The sequence below is a fragment of the Sphingobium sp. genome, assembly GCA_035196065.1.
GTDB classification, from domain to species: domain Bacteria; phylum Pseudomonadota; class Alphaproteobacteria; order Sphingomonadales; family Sphingomonadaceae; genus Sphingorhabdus_B; species Sphingorhabdus_B rara.
The window spans coordinates 1,628,975-1,646,768 of the sequence record CP136575.1 but is presented as its reverse complement, the minus strand read 5'-3'; the positions used below and the strand labels follow the sequence as shown (position 1 = coordinate 1,646,768).

Annotated in this window: 16 protein-coding genes; 3 read left to right on the top strand and 13 right to left on the bottom strand. The window is 59.1% G+C overall.

Annotated features, from left to right (window positions below):
- Positions 1-97 precede the first annotated feature (97 nt).
- Complete coding sequence (locus RSE16_07895; protein ID WRH74660.1) at positions 98-841, top strand: helix-turn-helix transcriptional regulator; 744 nt, start codon at positions 98-100, stop codon at positions 839-841.
- Here the strand turns inward: RSE16_07895 and RSE16_07890 are convergent.
- From RSE16_07890 to RSE16_07845, 10 genes are all read right to left on the bottom strand, one after another.
- Positions 838-2,268 (bottom strand): MBL fold metallo-hydrolase, encoded by a 1,431-nt coding sequence (locus RSE16_07890; GenBank protein ID WRH74659.1) that lies wholly within the window; start codon positions 2,266-2,268, stop codon positions 838-840. The two genes, RSE16_07895 and RSE16_07890, sit on opposite strands and share 4 nt — an antisense overlap.
- A 2-nt stretch (positions 2,269-2,270) precedes the next feature.
- Positions 2,271-2,603 carry a 2Fe-2S iron-sulfur cluster-binding protein gene (locus tag RSE16_07885; protein WRH74658.1) on the bottom strand — a complete coding sequence of 111 codons (333 nt, stop codon included), beginning with the start codon at positions 2,601-2,603 and terminating at the stop codon, positions 2,271-2,273.
- Entirely contained in the window at positions 2,603-4,003 is a 1,401-nt protein-coding gene (locus RSE16_07880; GenBank protein WRH74657.1) for a cytochrome P450, read from the bottom strand. The genes RSE16_07885 and RSE16_07880 overlap by 1 nt, the downstream gene beginning before the upstream one ends.
- A 27-nt stretch (positions 4,004-4,030) precedes the next feature.
- Complete coding sequence (locus RSE16_07875; GenBank protein ID WRH74656.1) at positions 4,031-5,365, bottom strand: amidase family protein; 1,335 nt, start codon at positions 5,363-5,365, stop codon at positions 4,031-4,033.
- On the bottom strand, positions 5,362-5,655 hold the full coding sequence (locus tag RSE16_07870; protein WRH74655.1) for a hypothetical protein: 294 nt from the start codon (positions 5,653-5,655) through the stop codon (positions 5,362-5,364). The genes RSE16_07875 and RSE16_07870 overlap by 4 nt, the downstream gene beginning before the upstream one ends.
- Before the next feature lie 26 nt (positions 5,656-5,681).
- Positions 5,682-6,818 (bottom strand): Rieske 2Fe-2S domain-containing protein, encoded by a 1,137-nt coding sequence (locus RSE16_07865; protein ID WRH74654.1) that lies wholly within the window; start codon positions 6,816-6,818, stop codon positions 5,682-5,684.
- Positions 6,819-6,936: 118 nt separating this feature from the next.
- The gene (locus RSE16_07860) at positions 6,937-7,797 is read right to left on the bottom strand and encodes an amidohydrolase family protein (GenBank protein ID WRH74653.1); all 861 of its coding nucleotides are present in this window, start codon (positions 7,795-7,797) and stop codon (positions 6,937-6,939) included.
- A 10-nt stretch (positions 7,798-7,807) separates the two neighbouring features.
- Positions 7,808-9,421 (bottom strand): class I adenylate-forming enzyme family protein, encoded by a 1,614-nt coding sequence (locus tag RSE16_07855; GenBank protein WRH74652.1) that lies wholly within the window; start codon positions 9,419-9,421, stop codon positions 7,808-7,810.
- Positions 9,418-11,004 (bottom strand): AMP-binding protein, encoded by a 1,587-nt coding sequence (locus RSE16_07850; GenBank protein WRH74651.1) that lies wholly within the window; start codon positions 11,002-11,004, stop codon positions 9,418-9,420. Before RSE16_07850 ends, RSE16_07855 begins: the two co-directional genes overlap by 4 nt.
- A 6-nt stretch (positions 11,005-11,010) precedes the next feature.
- Positions 11,011-11,883 carry an SDR family NAD(P)-dependent oxidoreductase gene (locus RSE16_07845; protein ID WRH74650.1) on the bottom strand — a complete coding sequence of 291 codons (873 nt, stop codon included), beginning with the start codon at positions 11,881-11,883 and terminating at the stop codon, positions 11,011-11,013.
- A gap of 106 nt (positions 11,884-11,989) precedes the next feature.
- Here RSE16_07845 and RSE16_07840 point away from each other — a divergent pair, with 106 nt between their 5' ends.
- Together RSE16_07840 and RSE16_07835 are read left to right on the top strand one after the other, a co-directional pair.
- Positions 11,990-12,817 carry a Coq4 family protein gene (locus RSE16_07840; GenBank protein WRH74649.1) on the top strand — a complete coding sequence of 276 codons (828 nt, stop codon included), beginning with the start codon at positions 11,990-11,992 and terminating at the stop codon, positions 12,815-12,817.
- On the top strand, positions 12,814-14,526 hold the full coding sequence (locus tag RSE16_07835; protein ID WRH74648.1) for an amidohydrolase family protein: 1,713 nt from the start codon (positions 12,814-12,816) through the stop codon (positions 14,524-14,526). The genes RSE16_07840 and RSE16_07835 overlap by 4 nt, the downstream gene beginning before the upstream one ends.
- Here the strand turns inward: RSE16_07835 and RSE16_07830 are convergent.
- The 3 genes from RSE16_07830 to RSE16_07820 are packed head-to-tail and all read right to left on the bottom strand — an operon-like array spanning position 14,523 to position 17,718.
- Positions 14,523-16,259 carry an acyclic terpene utilization AtuA family protein gene (locus tag RSE16_07830; GenBank protein WRH74647.1) on the bottom strand — a complete coding sequence of 579 codons (1,737 nt, stop codon included), beginning with the start codon at positions 16,257-16,259 and terminating at the stop codon, positions 14,523-14,525. The genes RSE16_07835 and RSE16_07830 overlap by 4 nt on opposite strands.
- Positions 16,252-16,944 (bottom strand): EthD domain-containing protein, encoded by a 693-nt coding sequence (locus RSE16_07825; protein ID WRH74646.1) that lies wholly within the window; start codon positions 16,942-16,944, stop codon positions 16,252-16,254. Before RSE16_07825 ends, RSE16_07830 begins: the two co-directional genes overlap by 8 nt.
- A gap of 12 nt (positions 16,945-16,956) precedes the next feature.
- Complete coding sequence (locus tag RSE16_07820) at positions 16,957-17,718, bottom strand: SDR family oxidoreductase (protein WRH74645.1); 762 nt, start codon at positions 17,716-17,718, stop codon at positions 16,957-16,959.
- Between the last annotated feature and the right edge of the window lie 76 nt (positions 17,719-17,794).

Below are 17,794 nucleotides of genomic sequence, written 5' to 3'. Positions count from 1 at the left end.
GACGTCCGCGAATCTCCGGCGCAAATTCTAAGCAGAAGCTTTGCAAACACCGAATGGTACGGTTGCATTTGGATCATATTTCGATCTAAATCATATCATGAAACGATCCGATACCGATGCACAGCGCCTAATTGCGACATTGCGACGCCATCTGAAATCGCAAGGAATCACAAGTGCACGGATCGCGCGCGAACTTTCAATCAGCGAGCCGACCGCCAAACGCTGGCTTGCAGGCAAGGCCTTGACGCTCGACCGGCTAGAGCGCTTGGCGCATTTATGCGGCCACACGCTTTCCGATCTGGCACGCGAAAGCGAGCGGCCGGGCGATGGCCTCGCGCAGGAACTGACGCTGGCACAAGAGCAGGCATTGCTATCGGACGAATTTCTGGCGCTCATGTTCTTCACGATCCTGTCTGGCAGCCCGCCCGAAGAGACCGCCACCGATTTCCTGCTACCACCACGCATGGTGGAAGCAGCGCTGATCCGGCTGGAACGCTTGGCTCTGATCGACCGTCTGCCAGGCGGAAGGGTGCGCGCACGCGTTGATCGCACAGTTATCTGGCGCAAGGCCCCGATGCGCGCCTTGTTCGAAGCGCGGATGAAGGTGCAGTTTACTACAATTGACTATTCGGCGCCCGAAACCGTCTATGCGTCAGAAATGGTCAAACTGTCGCCAAAAGGTATTGCCGCGCTGGGCGAACTGATCGAAGAATTTCGCCGCAATGTGCAGGCGATCACCCGCCATGATCGCGACACGGCCCACTTGCCCGGCCAATGGATCGCCACCCTTGCCGTGATGCGCACACTGGACCTTTCGGGGCTGGATCGTCTGCGGCCTTAGGGAATGGCAGCGGGGCTTTTGGCCAATATCTCCAGTTGCGCGCGCGCTTTCGCCGCATGGTCAAAATAGACCGTGCCTTCCTGAACCGGCATATCGGCCTCTGCAAGCCGCGCCATATAGACATCGACCGTCAGACGCAGCGCGCGCGGATCATCGGGTGCGCCATAATAGGCCCAGTCAGCCAGCCGGGCCGCCAGTTTGGGATCGCTTTGCAATAACGCCCGTGCGCGCTGGTCGATCGCTTCAACACCGCCGGCAAGTCGCACCGCTTCTTTTGCCTCAGCTTCGAACGGCAAGGCTGCAAAATGTGCGGGCAAGCCGTCCCACCAGCCGGTCCAACGCATCGCCACCATCCGGGAAATATCTTCGGGGCGATTATATTGCGGATCCAAGCTGGGTTCCTTGGCAAAACGTTCGGGCCAAGCAATCGTAGCTGCAATTGCATCGCGCCGTTCACCTGCGTTCAGTCGGCGCACGGTTTCATCAGACAGATATTCAAACGCCTCTGCCAACACCGTCAGCCGTCGGTCGATCTCGGCCTCATCGGTCAGCAATGCACCATGCATCGGCATCAGGATCGCCGGCTTCACCCCCGCCATCATGCGCAGCGCCGCCGCCCATTCGTCAACATGGCGCAATATGCGCTTTCCATTGCCGGCATTGGGCAGAAAGCCCTGATAATAGTCGGCGGTGAAGATCGCGCGACGCCCCGGCATGGCCATCCAGATCTGCTCCTCGGTCTCGCCGGGCGCATGGAAAAATTCGAACCGTTCCCCGCCAATTTGGATCGCCATGCGATCGCGGAAGGTGATATCCGCCTTGGGAAGCCGGTCTAGTGCGGCGGGTTGCAGCGACAATGACTGGTTGTTCAGTCGCCCGATCGATCCGCCCAGCCGCACCTCTTTCGCGGCCATCGCGGGGTAAAGGTCGCTCGCAATCGTCTTCGCCTTGGGCCATTTGGCTTTCAGCGCCGGCCAGCCATAGGCATGATCAACATGGACATGGCTGATCACAATGTGTGTCAGCGGTTTGGCACTGAGCGTTGGGATGACCTCTGCAAGCACCGGTCCGATTGCGGCATAGCCTGTATCAAACAGGACAAGGCCCGAACGAGTCTCGACCAGCGCGACATTGACATAGGGAAAACGGATCAGCCACATCCCCTCGCCCACGGCCTCAACGGTCATCTTCGCCTTTGCCTCTGCCACCAGTTCGGGTGCATCGGAAAGCATCGCCCGCGCGATCTTGGGCGATGAAGGCCCGCCAAAGCCATCCTGCCGGGCCATATGCTTCATGATTTCAGGATATTCGCGCGCAAGGATCGGGCGCCCCTGTTGCGCCAGCAAATCGTCGGACGAAGGCGGAAATCCGTCGGCAAGAAGCGGAGCGCCGATCAGAAGGGCCAAGCACAGGACCAAGCTGCGCATGATCAGATTCCCGGCTGGTCGGGCGGTATCTCCACGACAAGGCCGTCCAGCTCCTCACCAAGCTGGATCTGGCAGGACAGCCGGCTCGTCGGTCGGATTTCAACACCGTCTAGCGCTTCAAGCATGGTGGCTTCATCGGTGGATGGCGGCCCGACCCGGTCGGCCCATTCCGGTGCGATATAGACATGACAGGTGCCGCACTGCATCATTCCCCCGCAATTGGCATCGATGCCGTCGACAAGGTTGCCGATCGCCAGATGCATCACGGTCATGCCCTCGAAATTGACGCAGGTGCGCTCACTGCCATCAGGTTGGATATAGGTGATCTTGGCCATTACTGATGCACCGGGCAGCCAGCGGCTTTGGCGCGTTCGGCCATGTCAGCTCCGGACGCAGTTCCGCGATCGCGCTTGCGATAACGGACCCGGCAAGGCTGGGCTGGCCAATATGTTCCCGCGCCGGCAATCGGCTTGACCTCGTCGACCAACTCCATCTCGTAATTCTGCAGCAGCACGGCGAGCACCACCTTCATTTCCATGCGCCCGAAATTCACGCCGGCGCAACGATGGACGCCCCCGCCAAAACCGACAAGCGAGTTGGATTCGATCTGTGCATCGTCACGCTCGGGGTTGAAGCGCTCAGGATTGTAACGGTCGGGTTCGACCCAGGTCTCGGTCATCCGGTGCGTGACCGACGGCGCGAGAAGCACGAAGTCCCCTTTGCGGATCATATAACCATCCCGTTCAATATCGGTGGTCGCCTTGCGCGACAGGATGAAGGCCACGGGATGCAATCTCTCGGTTTCGCGCAGGGCAAGGTCCATCTTCTGCATGGCGACCGCCTGTTCCCAGCCAAGGCTGCCGCCAGCGTCATTGCCCAACACATCTTCCAGCTCGTTCCGCAAAACGGCTTCATAATCCCGGTTCTGCAAAATGTCGGCCAGCGCCCAGCTGACCTGACCAGCGGTGGTTTCATGCCCTGCCCATACCAACAGCAAGATCAGATGGCGGACAAGCTCGTCGGGTATCGGACGACCATCGGGATATTTGCTTTCCACCATTCCCTGGAAGAAATCCGGCGGATCAAGCGGCGTCGCGCGGCGTTTGTCGATCCAGCGTTGCAAAATCTTGTGCAATTTCTTCTTCGCACGCTGGCTCTTGATCATTTTCGGCGTGGGCAGCCAGAGTGGCAGGACAAACTCCATCCCGCCCGAAAAATCCCGGAAAAGATCGAAAAATTCATGTCCTAATTTTTCGTGGAATTCCTTGCCCATGAAGCTGTGCGCCGCAATATCCATGACAACGGGGCCGAGGGTCGAGATCAGGTCGAACTCGCCTTCATCGCCCAGCCGGTTGACGAGATTGAGGCTCTCCTCAGCCATCACCCCGACATATTGCTTCATTGCCGCCGCTTTGAACCGCGGCATAATGACAGCGCGCTGGCGCAGATACTCATCCATCTCGGCAAAGCTGTAGAAATCCGGCGAGAACATCTTGAGGAAGAAAGGCATGGATTCGCGGATCGAAAGCAGCTTGTCTGTCTCTTCAAAAAAGAAACGGTTATGTTCTGGCCCGAGCATGACATTCATCCGCCGGCCCATTATGTTGAACGAAAACAGCCTGCCCTTGCTTTGGTAGCCTTGACGAAGCACACCAACCGGATCCCGGAAAAATGGCAGCAAATGTCCTAACAGCGGGCTCCCGCCCTCGATGGTGGGTAAGGTCGCCGCTGTCATTCTTCTCTCCTCTTCATTCCCGTTCGTTCAGCCAAGCATGGCGTGAAGCATGCCGGCAATCGCTATTGCGCTGTGGTCCTGCCAGTGCGGTGTAATCACCTGAATACCGACGGGCAGATTGCCGTCGCGCCCGACTGGCACCGACACTGCGGGCAAGCCGGTATAGGTCGCCTGTCCGATCCATGCGATTTGCGGAACGAATGACGTTTGTCGCCCGTTGATCGTCAGGCTGCGCTTCTGCCAGTCCGGTTCATCGGTGTGCATGAAGGCCGATGTTCCGAATACAGGCGTGAAGATGGCATCAAAGTTGCTGAACAGCCGTTGCCACTGGCGGGTGAAATCCGCCTGCTGGTCCAGCAGACCAAGCCAACCGCGCATCCCGATATCGGGATATTGCTCGCTTGGCGGCATCCGCACCGCCATGGCATTGCTCATCAACTTGACATAGGCGGGGTGCATCGCGGCGCGATCAGGAAGCAGCGCGCTGTCGCTGGATATAATTGCGCCGGCATTGGCCGCTGCGTCTGCGGCGGCACGCAATGCGGCAGCAACGGGCGCGTCCACCTCTGCAAGTGGATGGCTATCGAGCAGCAGGATACGCATGCCGTTAAAGTCTGCTTGGCGTGATCGCGGCAATGGCATGGCCGCGGTCAGATCGAGCGCAAGTGCCAGATCCTCCGTGGTACGCGCCATCGGCCCGGTCATCGAAAGCACGGGCGCCGCGCCACTGGTGCCCGGTGCAAAATGGCCATCGCTCGGGATAGCCCCATAGGTCGGCTTCAGCCCCATGACGCCGCAAAAATGGCAGGGCGTGCGGATAGATCCGCCAATGTCGGACCCGAATTCCAACGGCACCATGCCGGCGGCCAACGCCGCTGCCCCACCGCCCGAGGATCCGCCCGGCACGCGGGTGACATCATGCGGATTATTGGTGCGTCCGTAGATCGGGTTCACCGACTGAAGGTCAGCCAGCGCAACGGGTACATTGGTCTTGCCAAGGATGATCGCGCCGGCCTCTTTCAGCTTGCGCGCCACATGGGAATCTTCGCTGGCGACGAAATCGCGGGCATGTTCAAACCCCCATGTGGTTTTCAGCCCCGCAATATTGAAGCTTTCCTTGACTGTCATCGGAACGCCGTTGAGCGGCCCGGCAACGCCCTGAGCGCGCCGCGCGTCAGCCGCTTTTGCGGCTTCGCGCGCCCGGTCGAAATCGCGAACGACGATGGCGTTGATGTCACCATCCAGCCGCTCGATGCGCGCAATCGCGGCGTCGACTGCCTCGGCGGCGCTCAACTCCCCGGCAGCAATCTGCCCGGCAAGTTCAAGCGCCGACGGTTCATCGTGCAAACGGGGGACAGTCATGCCAAGCCCCACATGTAAAGGAAGGGAATGCCGATCAGCGACAACCAGCCGAGCTTGCCCAAAAATGCGAGCCGCGGTGTCTGGTGATTCCAAAGGCTCAGCGCACCGGCAGCGCCAACCGCACCAGCCCCGGGGATCCAGATCCCGACCAGACCGGCAATGCCAAACAGACCGAGCAAGCGGATTGCCGCACCATCGCGCCCTTTTGCCACAGGGTTACGTATGCCCAGCAAGCCGGCCATACCAACCAAGCCCAATAATCCGGCCCAAGGCGCGACTGTTTCGAGCATCTCTCGCTCCCCTTATTCCGGTCGGGCTATCCGGCCTTTTTCAATGGCGTGACATTGCCGCTGTCCGGTGCCTGATCTGGCCCGGCATAATAGCGGCTGTAGAATTTACGGAATTGCGCTATCGGCCCGTCGCCTTCGCAGATCAGGGCATTGGGTTCATATTTCTGGCGATCCCAGATCACCTTGTCCTGATCAAACTGCTTGCAAATGTCGCGAATGATGGCGCGCGCCACCCCTGCCCGCTCGCCTTCGGCCTGCGCCTTTGGCTGGGTGAAACAGAAGCGGGCGTGGACATGATCAAGTTCGATAGGTGTGATGCAAGCCACCAGCAGCGTTTCCGAAATACCGGTAAAGCGCGTCCAGCTCTGCCCCGGACCCATGGTATCATAGCTGATGCAGCCATCGACCTCGCCCCAAGGCGTGCCCATCTTGCCCCGTACATCGGCGCCGCGGCCCCAATCACCCCAGCGCAATTCGCCCAGCGGCACATTGGCCGTGCCATGGATATATTTGAAATGCGCCACGTCGACGCCATTTTCAGCCATATTCTGGATCGAACCATAGACGTTCCATTCATGGACATCATAGTCAGTCCATTCAGGGTCTGTCGTCTCGGGGATATGCACCACGTCAAACAAAGGTGCGATGTCCTGCGGGTGATACCATGCCCATACCCAGCGATTGGCCTCGGTCACATGCCAGGTGCGCGTGCATTTGCGCTTCACCTGCGGCGGGATCGACTTGGAATAGGGAATCTCTTTAACGATGCCCTCTTCGCCGTCATAGCGCCAGGCGTGGAACGGGCATTCAAGCAGATTGCCATGCACTTTGCCGCCATGGCCCATATGCGCGCCCAGATGCTTGCAATAGGCATCAACCATGCGCACCTGACCATCCTCGCCACGCCAGATGGCAAGGTCTTTGGAGAAATAGCGCAGCGGCTTAACCTCACCCACGGCAAGGTCCTTGGCCATGACGACCGGGTACCAGCCAAAGGGAAAGCCGATGTCAAGGTTGCGTTCCTCGATCGAGGCGCGGCCCTTTACGTCGGCCAGTCGCCAGTCGAGCAAGTCCTGGCCTTTGAGCTTTTCAAGGATCTGCCACACGGCCACGGGGGCGGTGCGCGCGTCGCCTGCGGGTTTGTTTTCAGCTTCGGACATCATCGGTCTCCATGCTTTACCTTCCCTTTATCAGAAGGCCGGGCCGGGGGGTTGTCTCACCGGGCCGATAACTGTGTATAGTGGGGAGCAGACTTCCCGGCTCCCCCTCCTCCCAATGCCCTTACAGGCCGAACACCTTCATGGCGTTTTCTCTCAGGAATTTTGGCCACACTTCATCCTTGAACGGAACGTGCGGCATATCAGCAAAAATGCGATCGAGGCTCAACCCCATCGGAAAATAACCGGCATAGATGATCTTGTCGGCCCCGCGTGTATTGGCGTAGTCGATGATCGCCTTCGGGTAATGCTTGGGCGCAAAGGCGCTGGTCGAATAATAGAGGTTCGGCCATTTCAGCATCAGCTTCACTGCCAGTGCCTCCCAAGGCTCAGCGCCATGGCGCATCACGATCTTCAGATCGGGGAAAAACCAGCAGACCTCGTCGAGATGTTCGACCTTTTGCGTTTCCATTGGGATGCGCGGGCCAGGAATGCCGACATTGAGGCAGATCGGAATGCCCAGTTCGGCCGCTGCGGTATAGAGCGGGAACATATATTTATGGTTGATCGCAACCTGCGGCAACGTTCCGCTGGGGAACACGCTAATTGCTGAAATTCCCACTTCGCTGTGCAGCCGCTTGATACGGCGCACTTCATCGACGCCCTTGTTCGGATCACAAGGCACATCGAAAAAGAAACGGTCGGGATACAGTTCCTTCGCCCGGCGCGAGGTATCATCGTCATTCCAGCCGACCAGCGCCTTTTCGATGTTGAACCGGTCCATCTGCTCAACCGTCCATTTGACGAAATCGCCGGGATTGCCCGTGGTCGGGACATCCTTGAACATATATTGGGCGGGCATCGAAAACTGTTCAAGCGTCTGGGCATCCTTGATCAAAGGTCGGAATGCCGCAAACCAGTCGGACCGGTCCTCGGCATTGGGAATGCCCAGCATGCAATCGACAATCTTGATATCAGTGGGCATGCCCATGTCTTTAAGCTCCAGCGAGATCGGGCCACATTGCCCGCAATTTGATTTTATCGACCTTGCCAACGGCGTTGCGCGGCAAAGGTTCGTCAATGAACAATATATGGCCCGGCGCCTTGTACCGCGCCAGTTTTTCACCGACCTCGGCTTTGATGGCGTCTGCGGTCACATCCGTGGCGACAACAATCGCGACCAGCAATTCGCCCAGTCGTTCATCGGCTATGCCGAAAGCCGCACATTCGGCAACGCCGTCCATCGAACCCATCACCCGTTCGACCTCGGCGCAATAAATATTCTCGCCGCCGGAAATCACCATGTCCTTTTTGCGATCGACGATGAAGACATAGCCTTCTTCGTCAATCAGGCCAATGTCCCCGGTGCGGAACCAGCCGTCTTGTGAAAGCACGGCGGCAGTATCTTCGGGCCGGTTCCAATAGCCTTTCATCACCATCGGGCCGCGGACCATGATCTCTCCGGCCTCACCCTCGGGCGCATCGATCTTCATGTCGACAAGGCTGAGCACCCTTCCCGCAGCGGCGCGATTGCGGATGAAATCCTCACCCACCGCCTGGGCGACGCTGCCCGAGGTTTCGGTAAGACCATAGCCGGTTCCCATGAATGCCTGCGGACACGCGGCGCGAATGGCATCGAGCAGATTGACCGGCAAGGCCTGCCCGCCGGTACCAATATTGGTCAGCGAAGACAGGTCGGCATCTTCAAGGTGCGCGCGATTGAGAACATCCCACAGCATAGTGGGAACGCCAGTGAACATGCTGATGCGTTCCGCCGCGATCAGCCGCAGCGCCTCTTCGGGATCCCAGCGGTGCATCACAACGATCTTCGATCCGGCAAGCAGCGGCGACAGGAAGGCGCTGCCCATTCCGGAAATATGGAACAGCGGATAAACCTGAAGCACCGACGACTGCGGCATGTGCGAACGCAGCGTCTCGACATCGGTGCCATATTTCTGCGCCATGCTGTGCAGGATCATCACGCCAGACAATTGCATCAGCATGATGCCGTGGATCAAATTGCTATGGCTGAGCACCGCACCCTTGACGCGCCCGGTCGTGCCGGACGTGAACAGGATGGCCGCCGCATCATCTGCCGCTACAGGTTCGACCGGATCAAGCGGAGCAGACGCTTCCATCGGAAAATCCTGCGCTTCGATAATCCGCCCTGCATAGCCACCTTCACGCAATCGCTCGGCACGATCGCCATCGGCCAGCACCAGCGCTGCGCCAACATCATCCAGCATCGCCGCCAGTTCGGAAGGTGCGCCGCGGCTATTGACCGCAACCACGACGCCACCGCGCGCCAAAATCGCAAGATAACCGATCATCCAGGCGGCGCTGTTTTTCATGCACAGCCCAACACGATCGCCTTGGTTGATGTCCAACATCAACGCCAGTGCATCGCGCCTTGCAAAGCCTTGGGCATAGGTCAGACGCAAATCACCCTCAACGATCATCTCGCGGTCGCCAAAGGCCCGGGCACGTTCGATCATCTGGTTGAGATCGGAGGGCGCGTTGACAAAACGGCGCATGCCATCACGCTCGCCGATTTCGAATGGCGAACCCGGCCCGGTTACAGCATCGAAGATCGGGTCGGATTTCGTCATGCCTTCTCCGCTATGTCCTTTGCCCAGCGATAATCCTGTTTACCGGCGGGCGACCGCTTGACCTCATCCACCCACACCAGCGCCTTGGGCAGTTTATAACCGGCAAGCTTGTCTGCCAGAAACGCCTTCACATCCTCATAGGCCGGCTGCGCAACCCCGGCGCGCGCCGCGACAATGCCAATCACCCGTTCGCCCCAACGTTCGTCGGGCTGGCCTGCCACGACAGCATCAAAGATCGCGAGATGCGTGCGCAGGGCTTCTTCAACCTCTTCGGGGAAAACCTTTTCGCCGCCGGTGTTGATGCATGTCGAACCGCGACCGAAAACAGTGATCTTGCTGTCGTCATCAAGTCGCCCGGCATCGCCCGATACCGCCCATAGCTTGCCATCGATGGTGACGAAGGTTTCCGCAGTTTTGACGGGATCATTATAATAGCCGATCGGCGTATTTCCGGTACGCGCGACAAAACCCGTTTCGCCAACAATTCCGATCCGGCCATCGACGACCACCTGCTGATATTCATTAGCGGGAAGCCGCATGACGCCTTCGTCCGATTTTTCGGCCAATCCCGACATGCCGGTTTCCGACGCGCCGAGCCCGTCGGTGATCCCTGCGCTGGGGACCAGCTGCTTCAAATCATCCTTCAGATGCTGCGAAAAGACGGCTCCGCCGGAACCGAGATTGACGACATGGGCAAGGTTCCAGCGCCCCGGATGGGCGCGCAGCATATCGCGCAGCGGCGTCGCCATCGCATCGCCCACGAACTGAATCATATTCGCCCCTTCGCGCTCAGCTGTATCCAGCATGCGTTCGGGATCAAATGCCCGGCCTTCGTCGAGGATGATCGTGACGCCGTTGAGCAGCGCGCCCCATAGCGCCCACATCGCCGCCATGTGCATCAGCGGGGCCAGCGGAAACAGTTTTAACGGATAGCCATCCCGCGCACGGCTTTCGATGTCGGCAGGGGTCTGCGCCGGGCCATGCGGATTGAAAAAGCCGGCACCGCCCGCACAGGCAAAGAAGAATGCCCGATGCGGCCACATCACGCCTTTCGGCATACCCGTGGTGCCGCCGGTATAGCAGAGCAGATAATCCTGTTCGCTGCGTTCCCACGGCCCGCCCGGTTCATGGGCGAGCAGACTGTCATAATCGACCGACCCGGAAATATCCTCGCCCGATCCGTCCGCAACCGCAATGGTGAGCTTCAGCGTCGGGACGTGAGCGCGCACGTCGCGAATGATGGGCGAAAATTCAGCCCCGTGAATGATCGCCGCGCTGTCTGCATTGGCGAACAGATATCGCAACTCGTCGGCGCGATAGCGATAGTTCACATTATAAGGAACGGCACCCAGCTTGCACGCCGCGATAAAGGCTTCGAGATAGGCGGGTGCATTATAGAGATAAAGGCCGATGGCGTCGCCGCGCCTGACACCCTGCGCCGCAAGCCCGGCCGCGAGGCGGTCGCAGCGATCATTAAGTTCGGCAAAGCTGTAACGCGCGCTGTCGCCGATCAAAGCGACCCGGTCGGGGACCGTGCGGGCAACGGTTTCGAACAGGTCGGCAAGATGAAACTGGCTGGCCATATTGCGTCAGTACACCGCTGCGGGATTTTTCACCGGTGGATTGCCAAGCATCTCGCGATAGGAGGGCCGCTCATTACCTTTGTCGGCAACGCCCAGTTCCTTTGCAATCTCCGCGCCGATCAGTGTGCTGCCCGAAAGCGCATCACGATTGGGTGCTTCATCGATCGCGTTCAGGATATGCGCTGTAAATTCAGGATTTTCTGCAGTTTCTATGAAACCTTCATATTGTTCGGGATTGGTATCCCGCGCGATCAAGCTGCGTTCTGTTACCAGCGGACCCATCCAGATCGATACGCTGACCACGCCGGTTCCGCGCAGGTCATGTTCCATGTCATGGGCAAACTTGTCGACACCCGCCTTTTGCGCACCATAGGCCGGCCCGTGCATGTAGCAGCTTCCGCCAAAGGATGATCCAAAACCAATCAGACCGCGCCCTTGCTTCACCATCATCTGTGCCGCGTGCCAGCTGGCGACATAGGCCGAACGAAGGCCGACATCGAGGATCTTCACCGCGTCGAGCTCCTTTTCCCAAAAGGGCTTTTTCTCGATCAACTGGTGGTGGATATAGGTGGCATTGTTGACGAGAATGTCGAGACGGCCCTGCTCGCGCTCGATCTGTTCGAACAATGCTGCAACTTGCGCATCGTCGGAATGGTCGCACATCACGGCAATGCCCTTGCCGCCGCGCTCTGTCACATCGGCGGCAGTCTGCGCCACGGTTCCGGGCAAGACAGTGCCGTCCCACCCTTTGGCATCGCCCGGGGTGACGGTCCGGCCGGTGACATAAACAGTATAGCCCAGTTCTCCAAAGCCACGCGCGATCCCGGCTCCTGCCCCACGGCTGGCACCCGTTACCAGAACCACCTTGTCCTTCGCCATTTCAAACCCTCCCGATTCGACGCGTTTTGCGTTTCATTCTTACAAATAACCTAGATTTGCGAATTTAAAAGGGCTATGTTTTACGCATTTCGCGAAAGGAAGCCCATTGGACGACATCCCTTACCTGGCACGAGGCGTGCAATTACTCGGCACTGACTCCAGCGTTTTGGTTTCTTCCTCCAAATATCTCAACAGCCCCCGACTGCGAGAGTGGATAGCGTTTATTGCGCTGAAGAAAAACGGACCCGATTTCCCGCCAGCGGCGGAAATGTATCAGTTACTGCCGATATTGAACGAACTGCGCGATTTCGATCATATCGAACATATGATCACCGAAGAGCGCAAGGTGAACCCGCGCTTTGACGCCTGGTTCGAAGAAGGTTTTGTTTCCGATTACACCATCGAAGACCTAAAAGACTGCGCACCCGGCACGGTCGGCGGCATCTATTACAAGACCGCGACAGAGGGAAATTACGACATCCAGATTGTCCCCAATTACAAGCCGCGCACGCAATGGGAATATTACTCGCTGCGATCGGGCCAGACCCATGATTATGAGCATATCCTGACGGGTGGCGGCTTCAACTATATGGGTGAACTCATCCCTTACTGGTTCCGCCTCGCAACTATCCATACGCACATCCAGAACAAGGAACTGGCCGGCGAGATGAGCGTATTGTCGATTCTGGGCACGACGCGCTATGTCATACGCACGATGCTGCATTATCCGCAAATTTGGGAATGCGCGCTCGACTGCATCCAGCAGGGCATCCGTATCGGTCGCGAATCCGAACCTTTCTGGATGGCCAAGATGGAAGACGTCTGGCACTCTCCGCTTGAGGAGGCGCGCGCCCAGCTTGGTGTGCGCGGCGCGGTCGATCTCGACACGCAAAAAGAAGGCGATTTCTGGGGAGGGGTGAAAACAAGCCTATGAGCGAATTTGATCTGGTCATTCGTGGCGGAACGATTGCCGATGGTACTGGCGGCGCATTAATCGAGGGCGATATCGCGATCCAGGATGGTCGCGTTGCCGCCATTGGCAAGGGGCTGGGTGCCGGGCGCGAAGAGATTGACGCCAGTGGCCGGATTGTTACGCCGGGCTTTGTCGATGTGCACACCCATTATGACGGGCAGGCAATTTGGGGCGAGGAACTGGCCCCATCCTCTGCCCATGGCGTGACGACGGTGGTCATGGGCAATTGCGGCGTCGGCTTTGCACCGTGCCGCAAGTCGGACCAGGATATGTTGATCAACGTGATGGAAGGTGTCGAGGACATCCCTGGCGTCGTCATGGCCGAAGGCTTGCCATGGGACTGGGAAACCTTCCCCGAATATCTCGACCGGCTCGACGCCGGAAAGCGCGACATTGATGTCGCCGCCTATTTGCCTCACTCCCCCTTACGCGTCTATGCAATGGGTGAACGCGGTGCGCGGCGTGAACCGGCCAATGACGATGATCTCGCAAGGATGCGTTCGTTGACCAAGGAAGCGATCGAGGCAGGCGCACTCGGTTTCGCAACGTCGCGTCTTTCGATCCACCGCACCGCCGATGGCGGCTCTATTCCATCTTTCGACGCCGATGTGCAGGAATTGAAGGCGATCTGTTCGGGAATGAAGGATGCCAATGCCGGCACATTCCAGATCGTTCTCGATGCCTTTGTCGGATGGGACAAGGAATATAAGGTCATCGACGCGGTGGTTGAGGAAACAGGGCGTCCGGCAACCTTCACGCTCGCCAGCGGCAATGAAGGCCCGCCACGCTGGCGCGCGGTGCTCGACATGATGGAGGCGAGCAACGCCCGTGGCGGACAAGTCACCGCGCAAGTCATGCCGCGCCCGATCGGCCTCATCGCCGGCCTTGAACTCACCGTCCACCCCTTCGTGCTCTGCCCAAGCTGGGCGAAGATCGCCGATCTGCCGCTTGTAGAAAAGGTCGCTGCGATGCGTGACCCGGAATTGCGCGCCGCATTATTGGCAGAGGAATTTGGCGAGGGTCATCCGTTCAACGCACTTGCCCGCAATTGGGAATGGATATTCCCGCTCGACAATCCGCCGGATTATGCCCCGCCCAAATCCCTGAGCATGGCCGATCAGGCGCGCGCGCGCGGATGCACGCCTCAGGAAATCGCCTATGAACGGCTGCTCGCGACTGAAGGCGCAGGCCTGTTTCTGGTTGCGCTCGGCAATTTCGAAGGCGCCTCGCTTTCGAGCGCGCATGAAATGCTCAGCCACCCGCATTGCATCCCGGCATTGGGCGATGGTGGCGCGCATTATGGTGCGATTTGCGATGCGAGCTATTCGACCTTCCTGCTGCAACATTTCGTCCGTGATCGCCGCGATGGCGGCCTCGATCTTGCACAGGCGATCCATATGCTCACGCAAAAGGCGTCACAGGCGGTGGGCCTCAACGATCGTGGCACATTGAAAGTAGGGGCAAAGGCGGATCTCAACATCATCGATATGGACCGGCTCGCCCTGCACATCCCCGAAATCGTGCACGATCTACCCGCTGGCGGCCGACGCCTGCATCAGCGAGCAACAGGCTATGACGCAACAATCGTGTCGGGCCAAATCATCCGCCGCATGGATGAAAGCACCGGTGCACGGCCGGGCCGTTTGGTGCGGGGGGCGCAGGCGGCCTAAACTGCCGCCAATTGCATCCCCGCCAGCCGCTGTCCGATAGACTTGGCCGCAGGGTCAAGCCGCTGGCTGGCGTTGAGGCCACCGGGCAATGCGCCGTCGAGCACGATATTGATCGCGTGGATGCCGGGCAGATCGTAAATCGTCACGCTGAAATCGCCAAGGTCCGGCAGATGCGCACGCAGCGCCTCTGGCGTAATGGCGGCCTTCAGGATCGGGAGATATGCCGGCTCACGCGCAATCACGCCGATATTGATCGTCTCTCCCTTTTCGCCGCTGCGCGTGAAAGCGAGGTCCATGACGGTAAGCTCATCCCCGCTTGTGGGAAGGTGACAGTCCGCAGGACTGACAGAGGAGGGAGGCGCCGGTTCGGGCAACGGTTCGGGATTCCTGTCCTCGACTTCGCCAGAGAGCAATTCCACACCATCGACCCGCGCCGCCACTTCGTCGCGCGGGACAAGAAAGCTCATCAGCCCCATGCAGGGTGCGATCTGGAGCCCGAAGGCAACGCTCGTCCCCGGAGCCATCGCGGAAATCGCAGCAAATTGTTCGCGTGCAAACATCTGCACGGCCAGCGCTTCGTCATGCTCGACGACCAGCTTTGCAATCACCTCTTGTGACGCCGGGTCGCTGCCGCCGATCAGCACAGATTCGGTGTGGCGCCAATCGGCCATGTTGCGGCCGCGCAGCATCATTCGACCACGTTCGAACAGCGCCTCTGCCTGTTTGCTTGCCTTTTCCGCCGCAGCGGGGCCGATCACCGGCTGATAGGCAACCGCGCGCCAACCATCGTCCCAGGTGGCGCAGGCTTTCAGCGTGGCGGGCGCAGGCAAACCCCGGGCATTGGCCGCACGCACCCGATCCTTGCCGACCTGTTCGATTGTCACATGGGTGAAATCGCAGGTCACATCAGGCACGATATAGGCGGCCGGGTCTGACGTTTCATACAGCAATTGTTCGGCGACCGTGCCGAAGCTGACCAATCCGCCGCTGCCTTCCGGCTTTGTGATCACACAGCTGCCATCGGCATGGCATTCGGCGATAGGCGCGCCAATATTCGCCCAGCCTTCAACCTCGCGCCAGTCGGTAAAGGTACCGCCCGTCACTTGCGCCCCGCATTCGATCAGATGCCCGGCCAGTGTGCCACCGGCCAGCAGATCGAGATCGCCCGGTCCCCAGCCAAATTCATGGATCAACGGTCCCAAAGCCAGCGCGCTGTCAACGACACGCCCGGTGATGACGATATCGGCCCCCTGCCCCAATGCATGTGCGATGGGAAATGCACCCAGATAGGCATTTGCGCTGGTCACCCCCTTTTGCGGGAAAGGTGCGCCGGTAAACATGTCGCGCGTATCGGCGAAATCGCTCAGCCGGTGCATCAAATCGTCACCATCGACACAGGCGACCGACAGGTCGAGGCCGAGTTCGGCGATGCGATGACGCAGCTTTGCCGCCAGCCCGGCCGGGTTGACACCGCCGGCATTGGAAAGGATGCGCACGCGCTTTGCAGCTATCTGGGCAAGAAACGGCCCGATATGCACATCCATGAAATCGCCGGTAAAGCCGCTATCCGGGTCCGCCTGCTTCATCCGGCCAAGCAGCCCCATGGCCCCTTCGGCCAGATAGTCGAGCAGGATATAATCTACCCCGGCTCCCAAAAGCTGGGGCACGGCAAGCGCGCTGTCGATGAAGAAGGCGGAGCCGCCGCCGATGCGGATGGCTTTGCCCTCAGTCATTTTGGGCGAAATCATATTGGCTGGTAGGGATGATATCGATTTTCCCGAACTGGATGAAGCGGCCGCAACTGTCCATCATCACATTGAGATTGGCCTCGAACTTTGCAGGATCACCAACAGCATCGAAAAAGGCAAAAGGATCGCTGAGCGCTTCCATCGGGAAACATTCCTCTACAAAAGCATGATATTCCGGCGCACCTTCGGTCAACGGCCTGACGACAAGATTTTGCACATATTCGAAATTGGCCTGCGTATCGATGGCAACCCTTGTGTGATGCGAATGCCAGACGGCGACGGCATCGGCGTGCGACAGGTCATCGCGGAAATTGATGAAACTGGCTTGGCTCCACCCCCAGGTCCGATCTCCCGCAACCGGCGGATGGTCGCGATTGGGGATAATCGTCGATTCAGCAACGAGCCAGGCGTGGAAGCGCTCACATTGAGCCGCGATCGCTGCGTCGGCCTTCGCCCGGAACAGAGCATTGGCACTGGGCAACCAATATTGGACCACCGCCTGCTGTTGGGGATCCTGCCATGTCTGGATCAGACCTGCGCCCGCGTCGACCGCCGCATCGCGGATATTGATCCGGACTTTGCTTGCCCCGGCGTCCTGCAGTGCCACCGGCAGCCTTGCCAGCAGCGCTTCATTCTCAACACCCCAAAGGGCAGCAATAACCTTTTCCATCCGTTGACATCCTCAGTCGAAATTCGCCTGCCCACCGTCAAGCGGAATGGTCGTGCCGGTCAGATAGCCCATTTCCGGGGCGCACAGCGCGACAACCGCCTGGCCGATATCTTCCTCCAACCGGCCGATGCGACCGAGCGGGATGGTTTTGAAAAAGGCCTTCGCCTCTTCCGGATTATTTGCGACCCACCATTTCAGCCCCGGCGATTCCGCGTGCGGCGCAATGGTCAGCACGCGAATATTATCACGCCCCCATTCGGCCGCGCCAGCACGGGTCAGCACGCGGGTAGCCTGCTTCACCGCGCCATAGGCACCATAGCCCGACATGTCCCAGCGGATGCCCGCCGACGAAGCGAGATTGAAAATCGTCCCGCCGCCCCGCGCCTTCATAATCGGCTGCACCAGCTTCATCAGCCGGAAAGAGGCGAGCGGCCCCGATTCAAAACCGGCAAGAAAAGCTTCGTCAGTCACGTCAAGCAACGGGCCGTTGGGCACTTCCTGCGCATTATTGACCAAGATGTCTATGCCGCCGAACCGCTCTTGTGCCTCGGCAACGATGTGCGCCAGATCGTCGGCAGATTTCACATTGCATGTCATTGCATGGCCGACACCGCCCCGCTCGACGATCATCGCCACTGTCTTTTCCAGCTTTTCAAAGGTGCGTCCGGTGACAAGGACGGTTGCGCCAGCCGCCGCCATGGCAAGCGCGATACCCTGGCCGACCCCCTGCCCCGCACCCGTGATCAATGCTATTTTGCCGGAAAGCTGCACCATATCGTCCTCATCCGCAATTTTCGTAATTTATTCGACTGTTTTTTACGCATGGCGTTGACAAATTGCTACACAAAAC